25 protein-coding genes are annotated in these 26,639 nt (G+C 30.5%); 19 read left to right on the forward strand and 6 right to left on the reverse strand.

All coding sequences use genetic code 4. The annotated features are described in order from the left end of the window. Positions 1-7 precede the first annotated feature (7 nt). The 4 genes from coaD to pyk all read left to right on the forward strand — a co-directional run bounded on the left by coaD (position 8) and on the right by pyk (position 4,321). A complete protein-coding gene (gene coaD, locus NPA09_RS00515) occupies positions 8-433 on the forward strand; it encodes a pantetheine-phosphate adenylyltransferase (protein ID WP_129722426.1) in 426 nt (141 codons plus the stop codon). After that, complete coding sequence (gene yihA / locus NPA09_RS00520) at positions 433-993, forward strand: ribosome biogenesis GTP-binding protein YihA/YsxC (protein WP_129722422.1); 561 nt, start codon at positions 433-435, stop codon at positions 991-993. The genes coaD and yihA overlap by 1 nt, the downstream gene beginning before the upstream one ends. 37 nt (positions 994-1,030) lie before the next feature. Beyond that, positions 1,031-2,749: a lipoprotein 17-related variable surface protein gene (locus NPA09_RS00525; protein ID WP_165036237.1), complete on the forward strand. Its 1,719-nt coding sequence runs from the start codon at positions 1,031-1,033 to the stop codon at positions 2,747-2,749. A 144-nt stretch (positions 2,750-2,893) separates the two neighbouring features. Then, on the forward strand, positions 2,894-4,321 hold the full coding sequence (pyk, locus tag NPA09_RS00530) for a pyruvate kinase (protein ID WP_129722416.1): 1,428 nt from the start codon (positions 2,894-2,896) through the stop codon (positions 4,319-4,321). Between the two features lie 32 nt (positions 4,322-4,353). Here the strand turns inward: pyk and NPA09_RS00535 are convergent, their stop codons facing one another. Together NPA09_RS00535 and NPA09_RS00540 are read right to left on the reverse strand one after the other, a co-directional pair. Continuing rightward, complete coding sequence (locus tag NPA09_RS00535) at positions 4,354-5,271, reverse strand: PfkB family carbohydrate kinase (protein WP_129722413.1); 918 nt, start codon at positions 5,269-5,271, stop codon at positions 4,354-4,356. 12 nt (positions 5,272-5,283) lie between these two features. Next, positions 5,284-7,320 carry a PTS fructose transporter subunit IIABC gene (locus NPA09_RS00540; protein WP_129722410.1) on the reverse strand — a complete coding sequence of 679 codons (2,037 nt, stop codon included), beginning with the start codon at positions 7,318-7,320 and terminating at the stop codon, positions 5,284-5,286. 207 nt (positions 7,321-7,527) lie between these two features. Here NPA09_RS00540 and NPA09_RS00545 point away from each other — a divergent pair, with 207 nt between their 5' ends. Beyond that, complete coding sequence (locus NPA09_RS00545; protein WP_129722407.1) at positions 7,528-8,727, forward strand: arginine deiminase family protein; 1,200 nt, start codon at positions 7,528-7,530, stop codon at positions 8,725-8,727. Between the two features lie 43 nt (positions 8,728-8,770). Here NPA09_RS00545 and hisS read toward each other — a convergent pair whose 3' ends face one another. Then, positions 8,771-9,994 carry a histidine--tRNA ligase gene (gene hisS / locus NPA09_RS00550; RefSeq protein ID WP_129722404.1) on the reverse strand — a complete coding sequence of 408 codons (1,224 nt, stop codon included), beginning with the start codon at positions 9,992-9,994 and terminating at the stop codon, positions 8,771-8,773. A gap of 56 nt (positions 9,995-10,050) precedes the next feature. Between hisS and NPA09_RS00555 the strand changes: the two genes are divergently transcribed. After that, positions 10,051-11,211, forward strand: coding sequence for a YitT family protein (locus NPA09_RS00555; RefSeq protein WP_165036235.1), 1,161 nt, complete (start codon positions 10,051-10,053; stop codon positions 11,209-11,211). Between the two features lie 88 nt (positions 11,212-11,299). Further along, positions 11,300-11,539, forward strand: coding sequence for a hypothetical protein (locus tag NPA09_RS00560; RefSeq protein WP_129722399.1), 240 nt, complete (start codon positions 11,300-11,302; stop codon positions 11,537-11,539). A gap of 27 nt (positions 11,540-11,566) precedes the next feature. Here NPA09_RS00560 and NPA09_RS00565 read toward each other — a convergent pair whose 3' ends face one another. Then, complete coding sequence (locus NPA09_RS00565) at positions 11,567-13,069, reverse strand: phospho-sugar mutase (protein ID WP_129722396.1); 1,503 nt, start codon at positions 13,067-13,069, stop codon at positions 11,567-11,569. Between the two features lie 69 nt (positions 13,070-13,138). Between NPA09_RS00565 and NPA09_RS00570 the strand changes: the two genes are divergently transcribed. The 5 genes from NPA09_RS00570 to NPA09_RS00590 are packed head-to-tail and all read left to right on the forward strand — an operon-like array spanning position 13,139 to position 17,479. Beyond that, positions 13,139-14,002: a hypothetical protein gene (locus NPA09_RS00570; protein ID WP_129722393.1), complete on the forward strand. Its 864-nt coding sequence runs from the start codon at positions 13,139-13,141 to the stop codon at positions 14,000-14,002. Between the two features lie 5 nt (positions 14,003-14,007). Continuing rightward, on the forward strand, positions 14,008-14,415 hold the full coding sequence (locus tag NPA09_RS00575; protein ID WP_165036233.1) for an iron-sulfur cluster assembly scaffold protein: 408 nt from the start codon (positions 14,008-14,010) through the stop codon (positions 14,413-14,415). Continuing rightward, positions 14,415-15,671 (forward strand): Y-family DNA polymerase, encoded by a 1,257-nt coding sequence (locus NPA09_RS00580; RefSeq protein ID WP_129722388.1) that lies wholly within the window; start codon positions 14,415-14,417, stop codon positions 15,669-15,671. The genes NPA09_RS00575 and NPA09_RS00580 overlap by 1 nt, the downstream gene beginning before the upstream one ends. Before the next feature lie 52 nt (positions 15,672-15,723). Further along, positions 15,724-16,791, forward strand: a complete 1,068-nt coding sequence (locus tag NPA09_RS00585; RefSeq protein WP_129722386.1) for a nicotinate-nucleotide adenylyltransferase — start codon at positions 15,724-15,726, stop codon at positions 16,789-16,791. Then, the gene (locus NPA09_RS00590; protein ID WP_129722382.1) at positions 16,757-17,479 is read left to right on the forward strand and encodes a pseudouridine synthase; all 723 of its coding nucleotides are present in this window, start codon (positions 16,757-16,759) and stop codon (positions 17,477-17,479) included. Before NPA09_RS00585 ends, NPA09_RS00590 begins: the two co-directional genes overlap by 35 nt. Before the next feature lie 17 nt (positions 17,480-17,496). On the opposite strand, the gene NPA09_RS00595 is transcribed toward NPA09_RS00590, so the two are convergent. After that, positions 17,497-18,432 (reverse strand): LacI family DNA-binding transcriptional regulator, encoded by a 936-nt coding sequence (locus NPA09_RS00595; protein WP_129722379.1) that lies wholly within the window; start codon positions 18,430-18,432, stop codon positions 17,497-17,499. Between the two features lie 47 nt (positions 18,433-18,479). Continuing rightward, the gene (gene recO / locus NPA09_RS00600) at positions 18,480-19,148 is read right to left on the reverse strand and encodes a DNA repair protein RecO (RefSeq protein ID WP_129722376.1); all 669 of its coding nucleotides are present in this window, start codon (positions 19,146-19,148) and stop codon (positions 18,480-18,482) included. A 63-nt stretch (positions 19,149-19,211) separates the two neighbouring features. On the opposite strand from recO, the gene lysS reads away from it, so the two are divergent. The 7 genes from lysS to rsmA all read left to right on the forward strand — a co-directional run bounded on the left by lysS (position 19,212) and on the right by rsmA (position 26,544). Beyond that, positions 19,212-20,687 carry a lysine--tRNA ligase gene (gene lysS / locus NPA09_RS00605; RefSeq protein ID WP_256541834.1) on the forward strand — a complete coding sequence of 492 codons (1,476 nt, stop codon included), beginning with the start codon at positions 19,212-19,214 and terminating at the stop codon, positions 20,685-20,687. Positions 20,688-20,689: 2 nt separating this feature from the next. Continuing rightward, entirely contained in the window at positions 20,690-21,523 is an 834-nt protein-coding gene (locus NPA09_RS00610) for an HAD family hydrolase (RefSeq protein WP_129722373.1), read from the forward strand. After that, positions 21,516-22,142 carry a hypothetical protein gene (locus tag NPA09_RS00615; protein WP_129722370.1) on the forward strand — a complete coding sequence of 209 codons (627 nt, stop codon included), beginning with the start codon at positions 21,516-21,518 and terminating at the stop codon, positions 22,140-22,142. The genes NPA09_RS00610 and NPA09_RS00615 overlap by 8 nt, the downstream gene beginning before the upstream one ends. Positions 22,143-22,193: 51 nt before the next feature. Further along, on the forward strand, positions 22,194-23,519 hold the full coding sequence (tig, locus tag NPA09_RS00620) for a trigger factor (protein ID WP_129722367.1): 1,326 nt from the start codon (positions 22,194-22,196) through the stop codon (positions 23,517-23,519). 30 nt (positions 23,520-23,549) lie between these two features. Continuing rightward, positions 23,550-24,884 (forward strand): tRNA uridine-5-carboxymethylaminomethyl(34) synthesis GTPase MnmE, encoded by a 1,335-nt coding sequence (gene mnmE, locus NPA09_RS00625; RefSeq protein WP_129722365.1) that lies wholly within the window; start codon positions 23,550-23,552, stop codon positions 24,882-24,884. Positions 24,885-25,013: 129 nt separating this feature from the next. Beyond that, the gene (locus tag NPA09_RS00630; protein WP_129722363.1) at positions 25,014-25,784 is read left to right on the forward strand and encodes a TatD family hydrolase; all 771 of its coding nucleotides are present in this window, start codon (positions 25,014-25,016) and stop codon (positions 25,782-25,784) included. Then, positions 25,777-26,544, forward strand: coding sequence for a 16S rRNA (adenine(1518)-N(6)/adenine(1519)-N(6))-dimethyltransferase RsmA (rsmA, locus tag NPA09_RS00635; protein ID WP_129722360.1), 768 nt, complete (start codon positions 25,777-25,779; stop codon positions 26,542-26,544). Before NPA09_RS00630 ends, rsmA begins: the two co-directional genes overlap by 8 nt. The last annotated feature ends 95 nt before the right edge of the window (positions 26,545-26,639 follow it).

A 26,639-nucleotide genomic window follows, 5' to 3' on the forward strand; every position in this document is an offset into this window, starting at 1 on the left:
TAAATGCATGAAAATAGCAATTTATCCGGGCTCGTTTGACCCCCTTCATAAAGGACATTTAGAGATTATAAAAAAGGTATTAAAAATATTTGACAAGTTAATTGTTATTGTTTCGGTTAACCCAGATAAAGAAAACCAAACCCCAGTTGATGAACGTCTTAAACAAGTTTGTGATCAACTTAAAGGTTTTAAGAATGTTGAAGTTATTCCTAATAAAAACAAGTTGATTGGACATATTGCTCGTGATTTAGGTGTTGAATTTATAATTCGTTCTGCACGTAATAAAACAGATTTTGATTATGAATTGGAGTTAGCGGCAGGTAATAATCATGTTAATGAAAAACTAGAAACGATTTTGATTATGCCTGATTTTGAATACATCGAATATTCTTCAACTCTTGAAAGACACAAGAAAAAGTTAGGGGTTAAATAATGATATCCTTTTCTAAATCAGCTGTAGATATAAATTCATTTATTAAACATGAGGGTAGTGAGGTTGTTTTTTGAGGACGTAGTAATGTTGGTAAATCATCATTAATTAACGCAATTGCCAACAATAAAATTGCTAAGACATCATCAACGCCAGGTCGGACACAATTAATTAATTATTTTGTTAATCAAGATGGAAACTACATTGTCGATTTGCCTGGGTATGGATATGCTAAGGTTAATAAACAAACTCAAGAAAAAATCAACAAAATGATTGATGAATATCTTAATTGAAGTAACAATATTAAGTGTGTATTTTTGCTTATTGATGCTCGCATTGGTTTTCAAAAAAATGACTTGGAAGTCATTGATTATTTAAACCAAATTAATTTGCCAATTTTTATTGTTTTTACAAAAATCGACAAGTTAAATCAATCACAAAAACATCAATTAACTACAAGTGTCACTGACAATAAACTTAATATGTATTTACTTGTTTCCGCACTCAAAAAGCAAAATATAGCAAAATTACAAAATGTAGTAAATGATTACTTACATATATAATATTATATATTTATGTTTAATCACTCGAAGGAGCATCATGGAAAGCAATGCTAATCAAAAACAAAAAACAAAACCAAAGTGAATAGCTGCTTTTGGTAACTATTTTAAGAATTTACCAAAAAAGAAATGAATTAATTTTGGAATTGCAGCAGCACTTGTTCTTACAACAATTACTGCTGTTTCGGTTTATTTTACACACAAAAGTAGAGAGAAAGCTATTGCCGAACACGAGTTTGACAAGCTTGTTTTTAGTGTTGGTGATATGAATGAAAGTCTTGATGGTTCGGGTCCAAATGAACAAAAAATTAAAGAATTTAAAGATTCGCATTTTGCATCTGATTTTACTGGTAAAAACTATAGTAGCAAATATTGAACCGAAGTTTTTGAACCGGTAGGTGAAAAAGGAGAATCGTTTTCTCTTCAAGATTTGATGAGCCAAGATTTTATTTTAGTTGATAAAAATAATAAACCCTTTGTTCACTATGCGTATGAATTATTAGAAAAAAATTCAATTGAGTTTACTTCTTTTGCGAATGATGCAAAAGGGTTGTTGATTTTAAGATTAAAGGCCAATACAAAAGATACAAAAGATGTGTTTGTTAACGGTCAAAAAATAACTCAAAAAGTTACAATCGAAAAATTTTATGTAATTGACGGGTTTAAGAAAAAGCAAAGCACAACCGAGCCTATAGAATTTAGATTTTTAATACCAAACAGATATCATAGATTTTTAAGACCAAACGATAGTGGTGAGTGAGTAAAAAACAAAGAAGATTTTTTAGCAAAAGTCAATGCTTTTTCTGAAAAGGAAAAGAAAGATGAAGTAGATGATTTATTCGAAAATTGAGAATCTAATAATATTTTTCTTTTCAAAAATCTAGTTATTGAAAACGACAATCTTTATGCCGTTGTTGATTATGATAAAGTTGTTAAATCATACGACTTAAAAACACTTAATGGCAAACAAATTCTTGATGAAAAAATTGATAAAAAAGAATTTAGAGACCAGAGAATTCCTATCGATAAAGAATTTTTTGATTCGAACAACGATTTTCAAACAATCAAAGCGGTTTTCAAAGACACGGAAGATGTTGATAAGTTGCTTTTACCTTCTGAAATCAAAAAAGAAGATCTTGAATACAAAGATGGTAAACCAAATCCAATTACTTCAAATACATCAAAAATTTATTTAACAGGAAATGTCGACAAATTTAATATTTCATTTTTATCAAAAACTTATGAAGCAAATAATGACAATGGTACTCTTAAATTCTCTGTACTTTTAATTGACAAAACACGTAATTTTACTTGAGAATACCGTTTTGAAGATAAAACTAGATTTAAATCTAAATTAGAAGAAGAAATTAAAACAGATTTAATCAACAAGGTTAAAGTTCGTGTTAAAGAAGATTTTAAAGCAACTCTTGCTAAATACACATGAGAACAAATTATTGCTAACAAAGCAAGTGATGGAAAGAAAATCTTTAAGACATCACAAGATGAAAAAGCAACGCTTGAAGATATGATGTGAGATATTTCATTAATGTTAGAAATGGTTATTGAAAACAAAGAAAAACCAGGCGAATATATTGTTTATAGCAATAAAAATGGTGATATAAAATTAATTAATTTTGATGCTAAAAGTGATATTCCAGTCTTTGACAAAGTAACTTTAAAATTAAAAGTGCAAATTTCAAGCACGCTTAAAACAAATAGTAAGCGAACTTATGTTTCGCCAGCAATTGAAGTGATGTAATTCAAATAATTTACAGGACAAAATGTGTCCTGTTTTTTATTATTGTGGAAATCTTTACACATTTTTTTATTATTTTTTTTACAACATAGCGCACTTTTATCGGGCAAAATAATGTAAAATTGAAGAGAATAAATAAGGAGAAAAATGCATTTAATAGATAAAAGAAGTAAATTAATTGTTACTATTGGTCCAAGTAGTGATAATTATGAAGTTCTTAGAGAATTGATTGAAAATGGAGCAACAGCAATCCGTGCTAACTTTAGCCACGGTGACCACTCTGAACAAGTTAATAAGTTTAAACTTGCACAAAAAATAAGTAAAGATTTACACATTCCAATTTCAATTATTTTAGATACTAAAGGTCCAGAAATTAGAGTTGGAGAAATGCTTGATGGCGCACAACCAATTAGTGCAAAATCAAAAATTAAAATTTGAACTTCTGAAGATAAATACACAAAACTTAAAGGAACAAGTAAAGAATTCGCTGTAAGTTACAATATGGCACAAGACCTTAAAAAAGGTGATCACGTGTTACTAGATGATGGAAAACTTGACACAGTAGTTACAGATGTTAAAAAAGATCACGTGGTAGTCGAGGCCTTAAACAGCCACAAACTAAAAACAAAGAAAAGAATTAACCTTCCTGGGGTAGACTTCTCATTACCATTCTTAGCAGAAAAAGATATTAATGATGTTAAGTTTGGTTTACAACACGGTATCACCCACGTTGCTGCTTCATTTGTTAACTCAGCAGCAAACGTTAATGAATTAAGAAAATTACTTAATGAAAATGGTGGTGAACACGTTCAAATTATTTCAAAAATTGAATCACAATTAGGTATTACTAATATTGATGAAATTATTGAAGCAAGTGACGCCGTAATGGTTGCGCGTGGTGATTTAGGTTTAGAAATTCCTTACTACGATGTGCCTTACTACCAAAAAATAATCGTACGTAAATGTCGTAACAAAGGTGTACCAGTTATCGTTGCTACCCAAATGTTAGACTCGATGGAAAACTCAACTCACGCAACACGTGCTGAAGTTACTGACGTTTATGTTGCTACCGAACAAGGGGCAGACGCAACAATGCTTTCAGGAGAAAGTGCACAAGGTAACTTCCCCGTTGTTGCTGTTGCGACAATGGCCGCAATTAACAGACGTGCAGAAAAAGAATTCTACAACAAACTTTTCTATCAAGAAAATCTTCGTGAAATTAAGAAAACTATTCACGACAGACGTTCAGAAATTGCTTACAAAATCGCTGAAGCAACCAAAGATGGTGAATACAAATTTGTTGTTGTACTATCACACTCAGGTCAAACCTTAAAAGAAGTTGCAAGATTTAGACCAAACTCAACAATTATTGGAATTGTAAGAAACGAAAAATTGATTCACTCATTCGGGATTACTTCTTCAGTATTTGTTTCATTAGATTCGGTAAAATTAATGGATAAAATTAAAGGTCAACACAACATTGCGCAAGAAGCACTCTTACCATATGGTCCTAAAAAAGGTGATAAATTCGTTGTTGTTGATGAAGACAAATTTAGCTTCCACGTTTATAAATAATATGTAATAAAACACACTGGTTGGAGTGTGTTTTATTTTTTAATTTTTACAACTTTAATATGATCTAAATAAGTATTAATATCATTTTTCTGAGCTAACCATTTTCTAGTGACGGTGCCTATTGACATAGCGCTCGCATGACTAATTACATCTTTAATATTGTAGTTTTTACTTAAAAAGTAAAAGACACTAGCAATTAATGTATCACCAGCACCTACAGCGCTAACAAGTGGTGCGTTTTTAACAATTGTTGCCTGCAGCAAGTTATTATTTTCATCAAGATAGTAACTGCCTTTAGCACCAGCTGAAATGATTGGGAAATGAACTTTTTTTGCTTTTAAATAAAGTAAAGCATTTTTAATTTCTTCATTTGTTTCTGGGATTTTGATTAGAAAATTTTTTGTTTCATGAATGTTTGGTTTATATATGTAAGGAGCAAACTCTAAATATTTGTCAATGTTTTTGGCATCGATATCAAGTGCAAACCTAATACCCTTTTCTTTTAAAAGATTAAGTGTTTCGGTTAAAACGTTTTCATCACTAATTCCCATAATGAAGACAAAATCATCTTTCTTCATTTGTTTGATTGTTGTAAAATATTCGTTTAAATTTTGCTCATTAATAACTGGACGTGGACCATTAATTTCAAACTCAGCATTTTTGCCTAAAAATTTAACATTAACACGTGTTTCAGCGTCTGTTTTAATATTGATTGTTTTGATTTTTTCTGCTTTTAACTGACTAATTATTTTGTTTCCGATTTCGCCACCAGCAAAAATAATTGCGGTGTTGTTTAGTCCTAGTCGTTTTAAAATGACTGAAGCATTGATCCCCTTACCACCAGGAAAAAAATCAAAATCACTAATGCGGTTTAATCCGTTTTGGTTAAATTCCTTTGGTGAATTAATGACATAGTCTAAGCATGGAGCAAATGTTATTGTATAAATCATATTAATATTATTCTAAACTAAATTAGTTGTCTTTTTTGCTTTTGCGGCATCAAGTTTTTTGTAAAGTAGTAGTAATCCTCAAATGGTAAACATTTGAGCGATTGCGCCGGCGATAATTGCAGCGATGTAAAGCGCAATTCCACCACCGATTTGACCACCACTAGAACTAAATAATGAGGTTTTTACAAGTGCGAAAACAAAGACCCCGCCGTGTGGAGCAGCTAATGTGATTTGGAATAAACCAACAAGTAATCCGGTAATTGCGCCACCAACCAAGTTAGCGGGAACCATTACTCTAGGTTTTGCAACTGTAAATGGAATTGCTCCTTCACTAATAAATGAAAGCCCCATTACGTAGTTAACATATCCAGATTGAATTTCTTCTTGAGAGAAGTGTTTTCTAAAGATTGATGTTGCCAACGCAATACCAAGTGGTGGTACCATTCCTGCTGCCATCGTTGCTGCCATAGCAACTGTACCATTTCCGCTTGAAATAGTTGCAATTGAGAATAGGTAAGCAGCTTTGTTAATTGGACCACCAAGGTCACTAGTCATCATTAGTCCTAAAACAAGACCAAGTAAAGGTACTAAGTAATTTTTCGATTCAATTGCTCCTAGCAATTTATTAAATCCATAATTTAAGTAAATTAAAGGAATGTTAATTACTCAGAAGACTAGTGCGATTGCAAATGTTGCAAACAAAGGAATAAATAGAATGTTTTTTAATCCTTTAAGTGAGGCTGGTACTCAGCCAAAAACATATTTAACAAAAACAATAATAAGAACGGCACTTAAAATAGCACCAATGATTCCACCAAAGAACCCTGAACCAAGTCCTCCAGCAGGATCGAATCAGGAAATTTGACCTGTAGAAGGATCTAATTTCATTAGGAATGAACCAATTGAAATAAATCCACAGATAAATCCAGGTAACAACCCAAAGCGTCCAACTAGACCATAGGCAATGTAAGCACTAAGAATTGGAACCATAATTCCAAAGGCAAGTCCACCTAGGTTTTTAAATCATCTAGCAACTTCGTTAACGCTACCATAGTTGGCTGTTCCAGCGTTCTTAATATCGATAAGGAAGGCAAGGGCGATCATAATTCCGCCAAAGACAACGAATGGCAACATAAATGAAACACCATTCATAATTCCTTTGTAAATTCTTTTACCAAATCCATCAAACGAAATTAAATCTTCCGTTGTTTCATTTGAGCCAGATGCTTTTTGACCTGGTAACTTTTTACCTTCTTTATTTAAGATTTTCTTAATTTGTTCTTCAGGTTTTTTAATAGCAGTACCTGTTCCTAATTCAAGAACATTTTCAAGTCCGGCAAATCTTGAAAGATCAACAACTTTATCAACGGCTAAAATTACACCCTTGGCATTGCTAATTTCATATTGTGTTAAAACATTTTTTGAACCTTCCGTTCCTTGCGTTTCCACTTTAATTGATAATCCCATTTCCTTAGCGGCTTTAGTTAAACGTTCAGCTGCCATATAAGTGTGGGCAATTCCGGTAGGACAAGCAGTAACTGCAACGATGTCATAACCATTTGTGTTCGTTTTTTCTGTAGAGTGGACTAATGTGTTTTTTTGATTTTTTTCTAAAAGTTTAATAAGTGAATCATAACTATCAACAAGTTCAAGTTCCTTTACGAAGTTTTCGTTCATAAATAATGTTGAAAGTTGTTGAATAGCTTCAAGGTGTGAAGATTCCCCATCTTTTTTCGACATAGTAATAAAAAAGACAAATTTTACTTTTTCATTATCATTTGATTTTCAGTCTAAGGCATCAGTTTTAACAAATGTAACAACGCTTTCGTTCATTACATCATCACGAATGTGAGGAATAGCAATGGCGTTACCAATACCTGTGCTGAATTCTTTTTCTCTTTTTAAAGCAAGATCAAGTACAGTTTCTTCGTTCTTGGCATAGTTTTTAGAAACAAGATGTTTAGCTAAATATTTTAAGCATGCATCTTTGTTTTTGAACGATTTGTTAACAATGACTAAATCTTTTCTAAAAAATTCTTTTATATTCATAATATATTCTCCTTTCACATTAAAATAATATTTAAGTAAGAAGGCTCTGCAAAAAAAAAAAAAAAAAGAGTATGAAACTTTTATGAAACAAAAAAACGATATTTTGTACATATTTTTAAGAAATTGACACGTTTTTTGTAAATAATCTACAAATATAATTCCAGCATTTTTTTATATAATTTTTAGTAACAAACGGAAAGGAAAGTGATGAGTAAGATAAATGTTTTTAGCGAGATAGGCATCTTAAAAGAAGTGTTAGTTCATACGCCTGGTGATGAAATTAGACGAATTTCACCGACTAGATTTAATGAATTATTATTTTCGGCAGTACTTGAATCTGATGTTGCGATTAAAGAACACAAAGGGTTTTTGCAAATACTAAAAGAGCAAGGAATTAAAGTCACCCAGCTTACAGACTTGGTTTTAGAAACTTGAAATTTTGCTTCTAATGCTGCCAGAGAAGAGTTTGTTAACAAGTGAATTAATGAAGCAAAACCGCGAATAAAAGATGGTAATTTGAAGATTAAAATCAAAGAGTTTTTAAATTCTAAAACACCACTTGAATTGATTAAAACAATGATGACTGGAATTTTAAAATACGAGTTAGGAATAGAGTATAAACACGAATTAGTTGTAGATCCTATGCCTAATTTATACTTTACTCGCGACCCATTTACTTCTGTTGGAAATGGAATAACTATTAATAATATGAAATATCAAACTCGCAAACGCGAAACACTTTTCTCTGAGTTTATTTTTAGTCATCATCCAGATTATAAAAATACACCACGTTGATTTGATAGGATGGATTCGGGCAATATTGAGGGTGGTGATTTATTTGTTTACACTAGTGAAACACTTGTTGTTGGAATTAGTGAACGAACAAAGAAAAAAGCAATTTTACAAATTGCAAAAAATATAAAAAATAGTAATACTAATTTTAAACGAATTGTTATTGTAAAAGTTCCTATTATGGAAAACTTAATGCATTTGGATACATGACTTGTGATGGTTGATTATGACAAATTTATTTATTCACCAAATGTTACAAAAGCCCTTGAATTTTGAGATATTGATTTGACAGACAAGATTAAAATTAAGCCAATTAAAAGCCAAAATTTAGAACAGGTTTTAACGGGAATTATTGGTAAAAGACCAGTATTAATACCTGTTGCTGGAACAGATGCAAATCAGATTGACATTGATGTGGAAACTCATTTTGATGCAACAAATTATTTAACTATTAGACCAGGCGTTGTAGTCGGCTATTCTCGCAATCGCAAAACCGAAGCGGCGCTAATAAAAGCGGGTGTAAAAGTTTACTCATTTGAAGGCAATCAGTTATCATTAGGAATGGGTAGTGCTAGATGTATGTCAATGCCACTTGTTCGTGAAAATTTAAAATAAAATAAGCGATATTTCGCTTATTTTATTTATAAACACTTTTATTCTATTTTTCTTTATTTTTTCAACAAATTTTATTGATTTTTCCGTTTTCTTGATCTTTCTGAATTCAGGTTTTTATGCCATTTTGCAATTCTTTAAAAATAATATTTTTTGGTTTAATTGCTGAGGCCATTTTAAACATTTTGTTAATTTTAATTACTTTGTTAATTACCTCACATTTTTCTGTTTTTCTTAATTGGTTTGCAATAATATACGCTTCATCAATTTCATCTTCGTTTAGAATAAATACAAGGTTATCAAGTTGGTCATCGATAGGGTAGTTATTAAACTTAAGAATTTCAATTAAACGTTCAATTCCTGCGGCTCAACCAATAGCGCTTTCAAAGGTTTTTGTATTGAGGAAATTTTTATATCTACCACCAGCCAAAATTGTTGATTGGGCTCCAAGTGATTTCGAAGTTGAGACAAATTCAAAGACAAGATTTTCATAATAATCTAATCCCCGTACAAGATTAAAATCAACACGAAAACTAATGTTATTTTTTGTTAAAATTGTTTTTATTTTTTCAAAATATTCTCTTGATTCTTTTGATAAATATTTATCAATTTTGGGACAGTTTTTAATAAAATCCTTAACCTGTTCATTTTTATCATCAAGAATTCTTAAAACATTCTTTTCAAGTCGTGAAAGAGATTCTTTCTCTAATTTATCTTTATATTTTTCAAGATACTTTTTAAGTTCTTTGGCGTATGTTTCGCGTTCTTTAATCGTTCCAATATTATTAATTAAAAGGTCGTATTCGTTAATTTTTAAACTTTTCAAAAAATTGTTTGCAAGCGTGATTGTTTCTGCATCCGTATAAGCATCAATGTTTGATATATTTTCAATTCCCGCTTGAATGAACTGGCGATAGCGTCCTTTTTGTGGTTGTTCATAACGAAACATACTACCAAAATATCAATATTTGTTAAAGCGATCGATGTTAATTAATTTATTTTCTTCAAACATTCGAATAAAAGGTGCGGTTCCTTCGGGGCGAAGTGCTATTTTTTTTCCTGATTTGGAATTAAATTCGTACATTTCTTTGTTAACAATGTCACTTTCTTCGCCTGAAGAACGTTTGAAAAGCTCGATCTCTTCCATAATAGGAAATTCAACATAAGAGTAATTAAAATTAGTTAAAAGATTAGTAAGTTTATTTCTTACTATTTGTAAAAGTTTGGCGTCGTAACCAAATCAATCCTTCATTCCTTTAAGTTTTTGCATAATTGCTCCTATATATTTATATGTTTTTTGTTTATTACATTATAATATCATTTACTATGAAAGAAACGAAAAATAACACCGAGCAAACAACCGAAAATAACGCATCAGAACAGGATGTAAAAACACCCGATGTTGATTTAGGTTCGCTTAAATTATTTTATAGCCCTAAGGCCGACGCTAAACAATCTTTTTGACAAATTATCATTAAACACAAGTTTAATATTTTAATGATTTTCTTAGCAGCATTTATCTTTAATTTTGGAGTTGTAATTTTGCTTAGTGAATCACACACCATTCCTAACGGGATGATGGGATTCCCAATTATTGCTGATATGTTACTTTCAAAAGTTAAGCCGCATATACTTTTACCTTATATGGGATTGCTTTATTGAGTAATTAATGTTCCGTTTTTTATCATTTTCTGAAAAAAGATTAAAAAATCTTTTATTGTCTTTACCATGTTGTTTATGGTTTTCCAGTCAATTGTCAACCCATTTTTAGCATGAAAACCTGTTAATGATTTTCTCCACAGTGTTATTGTGATTGAAAGAGATTGAAGAAATGTTGCTAATCATTCAGAATGACCAATTTATATTTATGGGATTTTGGGTTCAATTCTTGTAGCGATTGGGATTGGAATTAGTTGAAAATATGGCGGCTCAACTGGCGGAACCGACTTTATTGTGTACTACTTTTCAACCAAAGCTAAAAAAGATATCAGCATCATTATGCGAATCGTAAGTTTTACATTGTTATTTATCTTCTTGAATTCGAGTTACTTTATTCAAAATTATTATTTCTTACCAAAAAAAGGTGTGCCATATTACGACGCTAACGGTGTTGTGCAATGATATGAAGGGGGCGTAACTTACCTTTCTTCATCGGCTATTACAACTATTATTTATGTATTTATTTTAACAACGGTTGTTGATTTGATTTATCCAAAATACAAAAAAGTTCAGTTGCAAATTTATACCGACAATCCACAAGATATTGTTAGATATTTTGATTATATTAATTATTGACACGCATATACAATTACCGAAGGAATTGGTGGATATACTAAAAAAACAAAATATATTGTTACTACTGTTGTCTTATTATTAGAAGCAAAACATCTGGTAAGAGACCTTAAAACAGTTTCGCCAAAACTTTGATTTAGTGTTTCGCCAGTACGAAATACTGAAGGACTTTTTAACACAAACAAGATTGATTAGTTTGATTTTTACGCTATTTTTCATAAAATAGTTTTTTTTGAGCATTTTTTTGCTTCCAGAATACATCTATATATTGGAGGCAAATAAAATGAATAAATTAAAACCAATTTCGAAAGAAAAACAATTACAAACTTATGGTGCTGGAATTGTTGCGACTTTAGTCACATTAATTCCATTCGCTATCAAGGCAATTAGTGGCGCTATTGCGTTAACGAAGCTAATTAAGTCTAGAAAAGGTGAAGTTAAAGATAAAACAACAAGCGTTAAATTTGACACCACCGACAACGACAATGGTGTAAAAGTTGTTGAACGTTTTCTTTCGTATTAAAAAACAAGGTCTTTTGGCCTTGTTTTTTTATAACATTTTTTTAATTTGATCTAGTAAGAAGGTAGCGCGGGCATCTGCTTTTTCTTTGTTATCTCCAAATCCAAAAATGTAGAATTTAATTTTAGGTTCTGTTCCTGAAGGTCTTAGCGCGATTCAAGAGTGGTCAGAAAATTGAATTTTTAGCATATTGGTTGGTATTTGTGGATCGAGGTTGTAATCAGTAAACACACTGTCTTTTTCCTTGATATTTTTAAAACCTTTTTGTAAGTTAATAAGGTCATATTTTTCGGTGCCAATATTTAAAACTTTCGAAGCAACATAGCCATATTTTTTATAAATATTTTCTAACACATCTAAAAGGTTTAGACCTTTTTCCTTGTAGTATGATGCAATTGTTGTAAGGATAACGATTGATTGAATTGCATCTTTGTCAAATGCAAGCGTTTCATCAATAAGCGAACCATAACTTTCTTCAAATGAGAATAGGTGTTCTAACTCTGGGTGAGTTTTTTTATTGTCTTGAATTAATGCTCCAATTCATTTGTATCCTGTAGGTGTTTCATAAACTTTGATGTTGTTTTTTTCAGCAATGATGCGAGGAACGTTTGAAGAAACGTATGAATAGATTAAGTATTTATTTTTTAAATTTTTTGTTGTTTCAACAAGATAGTTCATAATCAAAGTTGCTGTTTCATTACCAGTTAAAAGCTCATATTTGTTATTATTTTTAACACATAGTCCTACCCTGTCACTGTCAGGGTCAGTTACTAATAAAATATCAGCATTTTTTTCTAAACCTAGTTTGATTAATTCTTCATAAGTTTCAGTGTTTTCTGGGTTAGGGCTTTTAACATTACTGAAGTTTGAATCGTTAATCATCTGTGCTTCTAAAAAGTAAGAGTTTTTTGATAGTTTTGGTAATAAATATCTTACATATTTTGCGCCAGTTCCGTGCAATGGTGAGTATGCAACACTAATGTTATTGCAATCACGTTTTTTTGCTAATTTCAAAACTTTTTCAAGATATTTATTGATATTCTCTTGATTTACGTTTTTAATAAATTTGTCGTTTTTTGTTTCTAAGTCAAAGTTTAAATACTCTGAATAATCTTTAAAATACTTTAATAACTCATCAATTTCATCAGGTAAACTTTGATAACCAAACTGGTTATAAACTTTAACACCATTGTATTCTTTTGGATTGTGACTAGCGGTAATATTAACACCTGCAGCAGCCTTATATTCTTTAATAAGAAAACTTACAAATGGTGTTGGAGAAATATCCTCGCTAAAAATAACTTTAATTTCATTTCTTGATAAGATATTTCTTGTTAAAATCGCAAACTCCTTTGACATAATTCTGTTATCTCTTCCGATAACAACAATGCGATCCTTTTCTTTAAAATTATGTTTTAAATATGAGACCAATCCGTCAGCGATACGAGCGACATGAGCAGTATTTAATTCGTGTTCTGCAGGTCCTACAATACCTCTAATTCCGGCTGTCCCGAATTCTAATTTTTTATTCATAATAGTATATATTATATAAAATAAATAATTTCGTGAACCAACTACTTGTACTACTTATATAATAACTATATGAATATTGTTTGAGTTAGAACTAAGTCAGCCTTTAAATTTAATGTTTTTGAAATTGCAATTAGCGGTATGCTTCTTACAATGTTTTTGCTTGCAACTGCGATTGCTAAATTATCACTTGGTAGAATTATTAACTTATCTATTGAAATTCCGTTTTGAATTATTTTTGGAATTTTATTAGGGGCTATTAAGGGTTCTTTCTTAGCGGTGATTGCGGATACTTTATCGATGATGTTACTTTCGCCTTCAGGTTTGGCGTTTTGGATGATTGAGTATGCAATTGTTCCGCCAGCAATCGTTATTATTTCAAGTGTTTTGTTTTATTTTTATACCAAGCATAAGGTGCCAACAACGCTTGTTATTTCTAGTATTTTGTATCTTGTGTTAGCTATTAATATTGCAATTCTTGTTACTAATCAGAATCGTATTTATAAATCAGATAATTCTGATAGTTTTCCTCGCGCGCTAATTCTTTGATTAACTGTTGGCTTTAGTTTGTTAATTGCCTTTTTTACCTGTTTTATGGTAGTTGGGTATTTCGTGACTAAAAAAATAAACGAGAAAATTATTAAATATTTATTTTTGTTTGCAATTGTTTCGGTAATTATTGTTATTTTTAGATGATTGTATGGACCATATGTATTTATTGTGTACTGGAATCGATTTATGGCGAACACGTCTACCAGCAGTGGTAAATTACGGCTAGAAAAAGATTATAGTCTTTACGCTTTTTATCAAACACGAATTATTTTAAAATCAATGATTGAAATTCCATTTTTTACTTTAGTGATGATTCCAATTTCAAGCGTTCTTTTGATTCTTAAGGAAAAAACTTATAATAGCATATATGAAAATAAATGGTAGGTTATATGAAGTGCAACAAACAGCAATTAATAATGGAACATTATTCAAATCCTAAGTTTCTTAACAATTCTCTTGATGAAGAGAAAGATTTTACAATCTATAGCGAACACTGCGTTGATAAGATTACTTTTGGTTTACAAAGCCAAGATAATAAAATTTCTATCTGTCATAAAACTGTAGGTTGTGCGGTTTGTGTTGCTTCGACTGATATGTTAATAGGACTTATTAATAATCATGATAAAAAAACGATATTAGAGTTAGTTAACAAGTATCAAAAATTAATTAATCAAGAAATTAAAGAAGATGATGATTTAAAAGAGCTTAATATTTTTTGTGATGTCAAAGTTCATCTTAATCGTTTTAATTGTGCAAATTTAATTGCTAAAGGACTAATTCAACTTTTGGAGCAGTAATGAGAGTTATTTTTCATATTGATTTCGATAGTTATTTTGTTAGTGCAATTCGTACAAAAAAACCATGGTTAATTGGTAAAGAAGTAGCAATTGGTAATAAAAATTCTAACAGCATTGCGTCAGCGCTTAGTTATGAAGCAAAAAATAAAGGAGCAAAAACAGGCGACCCAATGTTTTTGATACGTAAAGTTTGTCCAAATATAATTGTTGAAAGTGCAGACTTTCCGCTTTTTATCGAAATTTCAACTAACATTTTTGATTGAATAATTAACAATATTTCAAAAATAATGGAAGTCGGTTCAATTGATGAATGTTATGTTGATGTGACAAAAAAAATAGATCTGCAAAATTGAGAAAAAAGCGCTTTAGATCTTGCAAGATATATTCAGTCATCAATTAAGTCAATATTTAAGATTCCGATTTCAATTGGAATTTCATACAATAAATTCTTAGCAAAAATGTCGACATCACTTGGAAAACCATATGGGATTACACTAACACGAAGAGAGGACATTGCTAAACATTTCTATCATTTACCAATCGGAAATTTTTTCGGAATTGGTAAATCTTCAACTGCAAAGTTAATAAAAAATAATATTAATACAATTAATGATTTATATTTAAATCGTCATAATATTCCCTTGCTTGAAAGCGTGTTTAAACGAAGTTATTTTAATATAATAGAATGTTTATTAGGCAACAGTACGGATTTACTCAACTTAGAACAAAACGAATATAAATCAATTGGACATATGAAAACTTTTGAATATATAGGGCCAAAAAATTATGAGGAAATTTTAATTGAACTTAAATTACTTGTCGAACGAACGGTATACCGAATGAAAAGCAGGGGGCTATTAGGTCGTCTTTTGGTAATTGAAATTCGATATAAAAATACCAAGTTTTTATCACGCCAACAACCATTAACAAATTTTACTTATGATGAACAAGAAATTTTCGAACAAGCAAGGGATATGTTTGATAAATTTTGAACAAGGGAACCAATTAAAGGTGTTGGCGTAAAGATCACAGATCTAGGTAAAAAAGGAGAAATCTACTTTCAACCAAAAATTGAGGAAAATTCAACAAAAAATGTTGAAAAATACAAAATTGTGGATTTAATTAATAGTCAATTAAAGACAGGAAAAGTAATGTTGGCTTCAGATTATGAAAAAGTTAAAAACATAAAAAATACGCAAACAAAATTTTTGAAAGAAGATAAAATCGTTTTCAAAAAGAACAAGTATACAGAGTAAAATTATTGGTTTCTATGTTTATAAAAATATATAAATTGATATAATTAAACTTATGAAAATTGGTATTTTTGGTGGTAGTTTTGACCCTATTCATAAAGGTCACGTTAAAATTGCAAAAACAGTTATTGACGAGTTAAATCTCGACAAGTTGTTTTTTGTACCCGCTTACCAAAACCCATTTAAAACAAAAAAACCTACAGATCCCCAACATCGTGTAAATATGATTAAACTTGTAATGCCGGAAAAATCAGAAATTTCAATGTTTGAAATCAATCGTAAAGGTAAAAGCTATTCATTTGAAACTGTAAATTATTTTGCTAACAATTTTCCTAAGGACGAATTATTTTTTATTTTAGGAAGTGATAATTTAGGAAAACTTCACAAATGAGAATTTATTGAAGATATCGCAACCAAAACAAAGATTGTTATTTATAAACGAACAAAAACTTTTAATAAAACAAACGTTAAACGTTTTAATTGTTTGGTTTTAAATAATGATCTTACTGAACAATCAAGCACGAGTTATCGTGAAGGAAATTTATCAATGGTTGATAAGGTTGTGCAGGAATATATTGGGAAAAATTTGCTTTATATTCCTGAATTAGTTACTAACTCTGTTTCACACGCTCGAGCACAGCATATGTTAGCAGCTGGTGATTTTGCCAGAAATTTAGCGCGTAAACACGGGTTCGATGAAGAAGTTGCTTATGCCGCCGCTGCATTTCATGATATTACTAAAGAACTTACGCCAGAGGAACATAAAAAAATAATTAAGAGATATTTAAATATTGATAACCTTAATCCAATTGAGTATCATCAACTTTCGGGTTCGCTTTGATTAAAACATAAATATTTGGTTCAAAATGATGAAATCGTTCATGCTGTTTCTGTTCACACAAAATTAGCACTCGAACTTAATTGACTTGATAAAGTTGTTTATATGGCTGATAAATTGTGTAAGGGACGCCGTTGAGCGGGCATTGAAAAGGTGCGCGAATTAGCGTTTAGTGATTTTGAAAAAGGTTTTAGAAAGACAGTTGAAGCATCGTATAACCACATTGTTTCGGCTGGGAAAAAGATAGAAAATGAAGAACATTACGAAAAATGAATTAAAGGTTAGGGTTCAAAAAATTATCGCCGAATCAGGTCTTTGCTCACGTCGAAAAGCAGAAGAATTAATTACTCAAGGTTCAGTGACAATTAATGGCAAAATTGCAAAATTAGGCGATTTAGCTAGTTATCAAGATATTGTATTAGTCAATAAAAAACGAATATTTCTTGAAGAAAAAGAGTATTTTTTGTTAAACAAACCAAAGCATACAATTTGTTCAAATGATGACAAACAAAATCGGAAAAAAGTTATTGATCTTATACCATCTACGAAACGACTTTACACAGTGGGCAGATTAGATTATGATACAACCGGTGCGATTATTATTACTAATGATGGTGAATTGTGTCACAAACTTTCACACCCTTCATTCGAAATTGAACGTGTTTATAATGTAGAAATTAATACACCACTAACAAGTAAAGAAATGATATTAATTAACAAAGAAATGGTTATTAATGACAAACCAAGTTTTCATGAAGTTAAACATTTAAATCTAAATTTTTATCAGATAAAATTACATCAAGGCAGTAATCATCATGTTAAAAAAGTTTTTGAGTCTTTAGGGAAAGAAGTAATTAATTTACATCGTTTATCATATAGTTTTCTAAATGTTGATCATTTACAACTTGGTAAGTTTCGGCTACTTAAGCCATTTGAGATTAAAAAACTAAAATTTTTAGCGAAAAAAAGTTAAGGACTTACCTTAACTTTTTATATTACTGATGCTGGAATTACAACTGGTTGAATATCTTTTGATGCTTCCGTTAGCTTAGTAATCATTACGCCTAGAAGGTGATAATCGATAAAAATTTTGTTGCGATATTTTTTGTTGTAGTCATAGATTGACTCGTAGCCGATGTCTGTTAAGTTTAGATTAAATGTGGTGTCTGCTTTTGCTAATAAGTTTACAAATGTCTCGTGAGTAGAACAAACAATGTCATAGATATTATTACTTTTTACATATGCTAAAAATTCGTTAACATCAGCGTCTCTATGATTGTTTAATGTGTATTCTAATCCATCAATGTCATATTCAATTATTGCTTTTTTAAACGATTTGCTTCAGTCAACATTTTGCTTCTCGGTAAGTTTTTCACTTTTTAAAAACAGTAATTTTTTCACAGGACGGCTGTGGTAATAGGTTTTAACAAGTTTGTAAAACATGTCTTTGTCATCATATTTTGCGAATTTAGCGTGGTTTGTTTCAAAGCCGTAAACGACAATGTTCATATCTTGGTGTTCTTTAAGGAAAGCGTCAATTTTTTCGTCGTAATATGGTAAGAATAAAACGATTGATCCTGGTTTTCACGAGTTGATATATTTTGTTTTTTGGATAAAGCTCTCGGTGTTGGCTTTGGCGTGGGTAACAAATACATGCTTCCCTTTTAGCGAAGCTTCAGCCTCGATTCCGCCGACGATATCACTGAAGATATCTTCGGCAAAATCGGGAAGAATCACATAAATAATGTTTGTTTGCCCCCGAATTAGACGCGCTCCACTATTGGGAACAAAATCATATTGATCAACTACTGCCTTTATCTTAGCCTTATTAGCGCGACTAACATATCCATTGTTATAGTATCGTGAGATGGTGCTTACGCTTACGCCCGCTTTTTTCGCAATATCTTTGTAAGTTAAATTTAGCATGTAAATATTATATATAAAAAAATATAAATGTGGAACTTGTTGCACATTTATCGATATCCATTTTCAAACAAGAAATTTTTAATCTCTTTCAAAATTCGGTTGTTATCTGAAATTGAACACATTTCTAGATATTTATAGATATCTGTAAAAAGGTAATAATATAGCCAAAGATCTTTTTCGCTAGTATGTTTAGTTGTGTGATTTTCACAAACCATTCCACCTTCGTGTCAGGAGAAATATTGTAAATTTTGATTTGAATTGCAAATATAACAATGATTAAACGCTGGTTTAATTGGCTTCATCATAATTGAATTTGCATATAATCAAGCAAGTCAGAAATTAGTGTGTTTATCACCAATCTTACTGAGAAATAGTTCGTATTTCTCCAAAAAATCATTACTTATATATTCGCTATTACGCATAATAAAAGCAATGTCTTCATTAATCATCAAATTATATTTATTAGTGTAATCAAAATTGGTACTTGCAACGGCCTTTTTTAACTTTGATAATTTATTGGTTAGCGTTGCTAAAAAAACTTCGCATTCAACTACTGCATACAAATTTAAATTTGTTGCATTTTTGCTTTGGGGTTTTCTAATTCCGTTAGCTAAAAATGCTAGACGACGCTTATTTGTTAATAAGGTTACGATCATATCGTGTTCAGCATAATCGATTTTATCGACCACAATTCCTTTTTTTCTTTCTAAGCCCATATATAATTAATATACAATATTTAATATAATAAAATAATTAATAATGTTAAAGGAGAATCAGGAATGATTAAACTTAATGATCAAGAACTCGCAAGACGCGAAAAATTAAACTATTATAAAGAAAAAAATGTTGAGGCTTTTCCTAAAAGTTATGGCTTTGAAAATCGAATTTACTCAACCGAGCTAAAGGCAAAATTTGCTAATTTAACCAAAGAAGAAATCGAAGCTAAAAAACCAGTAAATGTGAATATTTCAGGTCGAATTATGACAAAACGTGGGTCATTTTTAGTTTTACAAGATACCAAAGGACAAATTCAGGCTTACTATCCTAAGAAAGAACTAGAAGCGTACAATCATATTTTTGATAAACTTGATATCGGCGATATTATTTATGTTTCAGGTATTGTTATGAAAACACACACGGGTGAAGTAACAGTGCGTGTAAATGCACTTAAACTAGTGACAAAATCACTTAAACCACTTCCAGAAAAGTTTCATGGACTTGTTGACCCAGAAGAAAAACTTCGAAAAAGATATCTTGATACGATTATGAATGAGGAAACAAGAAACCGTTTTATTATTCGTAGTAAGGTAATTAGCCTAATTCGTGAATATTTTGATAAAAATGATTATCTTGAGGTTGAGACACCATTACTTCATGATTATTTAGGTGGCGCCAGCGCCAAACCATTTAAAACACATCATAACGCTTTGAATCAAGATTACTATTTACGGGTAGCGACCGAATTACCACTTAAAAAGCTACTTGTTGGTGGTTTTGATCGTGTATATGAAATGGGTAAAGTTTTTCGTAATGAAGGGATTGACACGACACATAATCCTGAATTTACTTCGATTGAGTATTATGAAGCATACTCAAATATGTATGGGATGATGGAACATACTGAAAAAGTGATTAAACATATTTGTAAATATTTAGGAATTAAATTATTTAAATTTGGTGATGTTGAATTCCCACTAACCAAACCATTTAATCGTATAGATATGGTTGATGCAGTTTCGAAATCAACCGGTGTTGATTTTCGCAAGGCAAGTTTTGACAAAGCTAAAGAAGCGGCAAAAAAATACAAAATTAAGGTTGAAAAATACTTTACAACAGGACACATTATTAATGCTTTATTTGAAGAATTAATTGAACACACATTAATTGAACCAACATTTGTAATGGGACATCCAATCGAAATTTCTCCACTTTCGGCTAAAGCGAAAGATGGTCGTTTTACTGAGAGAGCAGAGTTATTTATTAATAAAAAAGAGTATGCAAATATGTATACCGAGCTTAATGATCCAATTGACCAACTTGCTCGTTTTGAAGAACAAGTAAAAGAAGCAAAGGCGGGGAACGAAGAAGCGAATGAAGTTGATTACGACTTTGTTACAGCGCTTGAGTACGGGATGCCTCCTGCTGGTGGTTGCGGAATTGGGATTGACCGACTTATTATGTTGTTAACAAAACAAGATAGTATTCGTGAAGTATTGCTTTTCCCAACCTTGAAACGTAATAGAAATAAGGAGTAGAAATGCGAAAAGTTTATGCGTTTGATGCTGACGGAACGCTGTTAAGAAAAGACAGTACAGTTCACCCTAAAACAAAACAAGTTTTAAAAAAGATTTCAGAACAAGGTGGAATTTTAATTGTTGCCACAGGAAGAGGACTGCCAACTGCAAAACAAGTTTTAGAACAAGTACCATTTTTCGATTATATAGTATGTTCAAATGGGGTTGTTGCATATGATGTAAAAAAAGATAAATTCATTATTCATGATGCACTTAATCCTGATCATATTCAATATTTTATGGATCTAAAAAATAATCACGATTTGGTTTTAACAATTGATACACCTCCACGTAACTTTACACTCGTCAAAGATGATGGCGACAAGTTGCCTGATTGATTTGCTACCGAAGCCTTAACTACAGGGTTTGATAATCGCGCCTTTGCTAAAGAGCAAGAGGTTTGAGATTATATGAGTCAAGGTAATAATAAAAATATGATTGTTAAGTATGCATTAAGAATCAAGGAAGCAGAAAACCAAAAATGATTTAATGCAGTTAGTGAACACGTTAAAGATGCAAAGGCATACATTACTAATCGTTTCTTTATTGATGTAAATCCAACAGGCACTTCGAAGTACAATGGAATTGAATTTATTCTTAAGAAGATTGGCGAAACCGTTAATCATTTAACTACTTTTGGAGATAGTAATAATGATATGGAAATGGTGGAAAATGCACATGTTGGTGTTGCGATGGGTAATGCAACTGATGAATTAAAAGCAGTTGCTGATGTTATTATTGGCGACCATGATACTGATGCAATTGCCAAGTTTTTAGAAAATGAGATTCATGACTAAAGATCCATTTTGAGAACGTTTACATGATCTTGAAAAGCTAGAAAAATGAGAAGAGCTTTTTAAAGAAATAAATGAGTTAAATGAAAAGTATTTTCTTTTTAATGATATTGTGAATGAACTGGCGCAGTATAAAGAAGCAATCATTAAGAAAGTTACAAAATCAAAGCAAAATGTAGATAAAAATGTCTTAATAATGAAAAACATAAAGAATGATTTTTCTGTAGAAATTGTTGATTTTTCTTGAGAAAATGACCAAGATATGGTTGAAATTTATATCACTAGTATTTACAAAAAACTTAAAGATGAAAGCACACCACTTGATAAAAAAATATCACTTTACAATTCATTAGTTTTCAATAAAATTAATCGTGATTTTACAATAAAAAAATTTAATATCAACCCTCAGAAAATAGGTTATTGATACAGAACCAAGGAGTTAGAAAGTTTTCTAAAAAAATTAGAGTCAGCGACTCTTAAAGATATTTCGGTAGGCAGAATTGCAGCGATGTTAGCACTAAATACCTATGATGAACATTTTCCGAATTATCAAATAGATGACTACGCTAGTCTTGAAGACATTATTGCGAGTGCAAAAACAATGCTTAATGTTGAAAAATAAAAAGATTTATATATATAATAATATTTATTTAAGTAAATAGAATGGAGATTTATGCCAAAAGCTACATATAATGAAAAGAATTCTACGCTTGTTGTTACCGTAGAAGCAAATAAAAAAGATTGAATTGAAAAACAAGAAAAAGCAGTTGTTTATCTACAATCACAACAAAATATTCCAGGTTTCCGGAAAGGAAAAGCGCCCGCTCATTTACTAAAACCAGTTAACCGCGGCGAAGTAGTAAATCGTGCTCTAAACAAAATTTTTCCAGATGTTGAAAAAGAAGCGCTTGCTGAAGGACGTAAAAAACATACCCTTATTGGTCAACCAAAACTTAACATCCTTAAAGCCGAACCAGAAGAATTGCTTGTTGAATTCATTTACCCAGTTTTACCAAAGCGTTTTGATTTAGATTATTCAAAACTAAACTTTAAGCTTAAAGATAAAGTTGTTTCAAAAAGTGATGTTGAAAAAGCAATCAAACTTTCATTTAGATCAATGGGGCTTTGAAAACCAGCAACTAAAATTAGTGAAACTAGCAAGGTAAATATTTCATTCAATGGAATTATTGATGGTAAGAAGTTTGAGGGTGGTGATGCTGAAGAGTTAGAAATCGAACTTGGTCAAAACAATTTCCTTCCTGAATTTGAAACTAAATTAATTGGTCTTAAAAAAGACGAGAAGAAAAAAATTAAAGTTAAGATGCCTGAAAATTATTACCGTTTAAATTTAAATGGTAAAGAAGCAGAATTCGATGTTAAAGTTAACGATATTCAAGATCTTGAATTTCCTAAATTCGATGACAATTTTGTTAAGTCACTAAAAAGCCCACAATACAAAACATATGACGAACTTTTTGAAAGTTTTAAAGAACAAACTTTACAAGCAGAATTAGTACACGCAAAAGATAAAGTGGTTAATGACGCAATTGCGAAGTTAGCTGAAAAAAATACAATCCCTGTTCCAGAACCATTACTTAAACAAGAACTTGCTTCTGTAAATCATATCTTTGATGAAAAACTAAAAAAATCAGGTTTTACTCGTCAAGAATATATCGAATCAAGTGGTTATGCTGCCGATAAATTAAACAAGGATCTTGAAGAAGAAGCAAGTAAAAATGTTCAAAAACGTCTTGTTAATTCTTGACTAATCGAACAACTTAAAATTAAAGTTACAGACGCTGAAATCGAAAAATACTACAAGGATTTAGCTAAGAAATACAATTTAGAAGACAAAATTGATGAAATTAAAAAAGCACAACCAATTTCGTATGTTAAAGAAATTATTACAACTGATAAGTTTTTTGATGTATTTCTTAATGAACTTGATGCCGCTGGAAGTAAAAAAATCAAAGAAAACAAATTAATTGTTTATAAATAATGCCGTAAGGCATTTTTTAGATTGGAGAAAATGACATTAGATACAATTACTGCAATTAGTTCTGGCCGCAATGTAAATCAACCAATAGGGATCGTCAGAATGTCTGGCGCTGATGCTATTAAGATTTTGTCCAAAGTTTTTAAGGGTAAGATTGTTGATCCAAAACAAGAAAAAGGGATTAGTTATGGCTATATTTATGATAAAAATCAGCTAGTAGATGAAGTGCTAGTGATGTTTTATTATGGCAATAAAACTTACACTGGCGAAACAATGGTTGAAATTAATTGTCATGGCGGTCATGTTGTTACGAATTGAATTTTAGAATTATTAATTGAAAATGGGGCTCGACTTGCTAAAAACGGTGAGTTTTCTGAGCGAGCTTTTTTCAATAAAAAAATCGACTTGACTAAGGCGGATGCAATTCATGATCTGATTATGGCTAAAACTAAGTCGCAAGTTTTACTTTCGGCTAATAAATTTACCCAAGGTACATATCATTTTTTAAGTAAGATTATTAGTGAACTAGAGTTATATATTGGTAATTTGGAAGCGAACATTGATTATCCGGAATATGAAGATATTGAAGATATTAACAACATTAAGTTTTTAGAAATTTTAAAAGACATTGCCAAAAAATTAGAAGTTTTAGTAACGAAATCTGAACGTAATATTAAGTTGTTTGAAGGTATAAAAATTTTAATTTTAGGCAAACCAAATGTTGGCAAGTCAAGCTTATTAAATGCTTTGAAAAAAGAAGACAAAGCAATAGTTACCGATATCGCGGGAACAACTCGCGATATCATCGAAACTGAAATCCAAATCAATAACATTTTATTTAAGATTATAGATACTGCTGGGATACGTAAGGCAAGAAATAAAATTGAAGAAATAGGAATTAATAAAGGATTGGATTTAATCCCCAAATCAGATGTTATTATTCACTTAATTGACGAGCGCAAAAAAGACGAATTTGACAATAAAATTGTTGAATTAGCGTTGAAAAACAATAAAAAATGTATTGAAGTTTTAAACAAAAATGACATTATTAAATCGAAGAAAAGTGTTATTAAAATTAGCGCGATCAACAATGATGTTGAAGAATTAGAAAATGCTTTAATTAAAGATCTTAAAGATATTAATTTCAATGATGATGATACTACAAATAATGTCCGTCAACTTTCGTTAATAAAAAAGAGTTTAAATCATATTAATGAAGCGATTGTAGCGATGCAAAATATGCAAACAGCAGATGTGATTATTATCGATGTTGTGGCGGCTTGAGAAGCATTAAAAGAAGTAACAGGACAAGTGAATCGCGAAGAGTTAATTGATGCTATTTTTAGAAATTTTTGTTTGGGGAAGTAATACGTTTATCCAAAATAAAAGTTTTTACAATGCAAGAATAATAAAATCTATAACAGATATTTAAAAAATATACTTGATAAAAAGGTTAGTGTTCTTGACTTTGGTTGATGTTTTTAATATAGAATTAATATGATGAAATTAATTGATATACATTGTCACCCGTTAAAAGAATATTATGACAATCCTAAAAAAGTTGTAAAGCAAGCAATTAGTAATAATGTTGCTATTTTTGGTATTTGCGGTTGTGATATAAAAGAAAACGATGAAGTAATTTCATTGGTAAATGAATTTCCAAGTTATACTTTTGCCGTTGTAGGCATTCATCCTTCGCAAGTGTGAAATGAACAAGATTTAGATATTCTTGCAAAACAAGCAAAGAATAAAAATGTAAAAGCGATTGGTGAAATTGGATTGGATTTTAGTTATGAAACAAATCCAAACAAAGAACAACAAATTCAAATGTTTAAAGCGCAAATTGAAATTGCTTTGCAAAATAATTTACCAATTGTAATTCATTTACGGGATGCTGCAAAAGAATTACTTGCTGTTTTAAAAGAATATAAAAATAGGAATCTTCGTTTTGTAATTCATACATATAGTCAAGATTTAGACTTTGCAAAAGAAATATATGAATTAGGTGGCAATTTTTCATTCAGCGGCACTCTGCTTTTTAACAATAAAAAAGCACAAGAAGTTGTGAAGTGATTACCTATTGAGCGTATTTTTACGGAAACTGACTCGCCTTATTTAGCGCCACCTCCACATCGCGGCGAGATAAACTATCCAAATTATGTTAAGTATGTTTTGTTTTTTATAGCTGGTTTAAAAGAGCTTGCGCCTGATAAGTTAGCTGAAAAAATTTATAAAAACACAAAAAGGTTCTTTAATTTAAATGACTAAAATAGTAGCGAAAAAGAAATTTGGACAAAATTTCTTAATTGATGAAAATATAAAAAACAAAATTGTCGCAAGCGCTAATATATCAACAGACGATGTGGTGGTTGAGATAGGACCTGGAACAGGTGCTATTACAAAAATGATGTTGCCAAAGGCTAAAAAAGTTATTTCATATGAAGTTGATACACAACTTGTTGAGTTATTGAAAACTCAAATTAAGGCTGAAAATTTTGAACTAGTTGAAGGAGATTTTCTTAAACAAAATCTACCTAATTATAAATACAAAGTAGTTGCTAATATTCCCTATAATATTACGAGTGATATTCTTTTTAAATTGTTTAAAAATCATAAAAATATTGATACAGCGATTATCATGATGCAAAAAGATGTAGCAGATCGTATACTTGCAAAATTCGGGAGTTCAAATTATTCAAAATTATCAGCAACAACAATGTTATTTACTGATGTAAAAAAACTTTTTGATGTAAGTCCTAGCTCATTTTCTCCTGCGCCAATGGTTACGTCTTCTGTAATGGAATTTAGATTTAAAAATGAAGTGCATAAAAACGCATTTGCAATTGTTAAATTTATTGCATTGTGTTTTCAATTTAGAAGAAAATTTTTAACTAAAAATTTAGAAAACACTTACGGCAAAGAGCAAGTAATTCAATTGTTAAAAGAGTTAGATTTACCTTTAACTTGCCGAGCGCAAGAGTTATCTTTACAAACATTTATTTTATTGTTTGAGGGCTTAAATAAATAAACATGCTTTAGTTAAAAATCAAGAAAAAATCAACAAATTCTGTTGATTTTTTTAGTATTTAGTTTTAATAAAAAAGCCCCAAAAGGGCTTTATTA

It is taken from the genome of Mycoplasmopsis equigenitalium (assembly GCF_024498255.1).
Classification (GTDB): Bacteria; Bacillota_I; Bacilli_A; order Mycoplasmatales; family Metamycoplasmataceae; genus Mycoplasma_H; species Mycoplasma_H equigenitalium.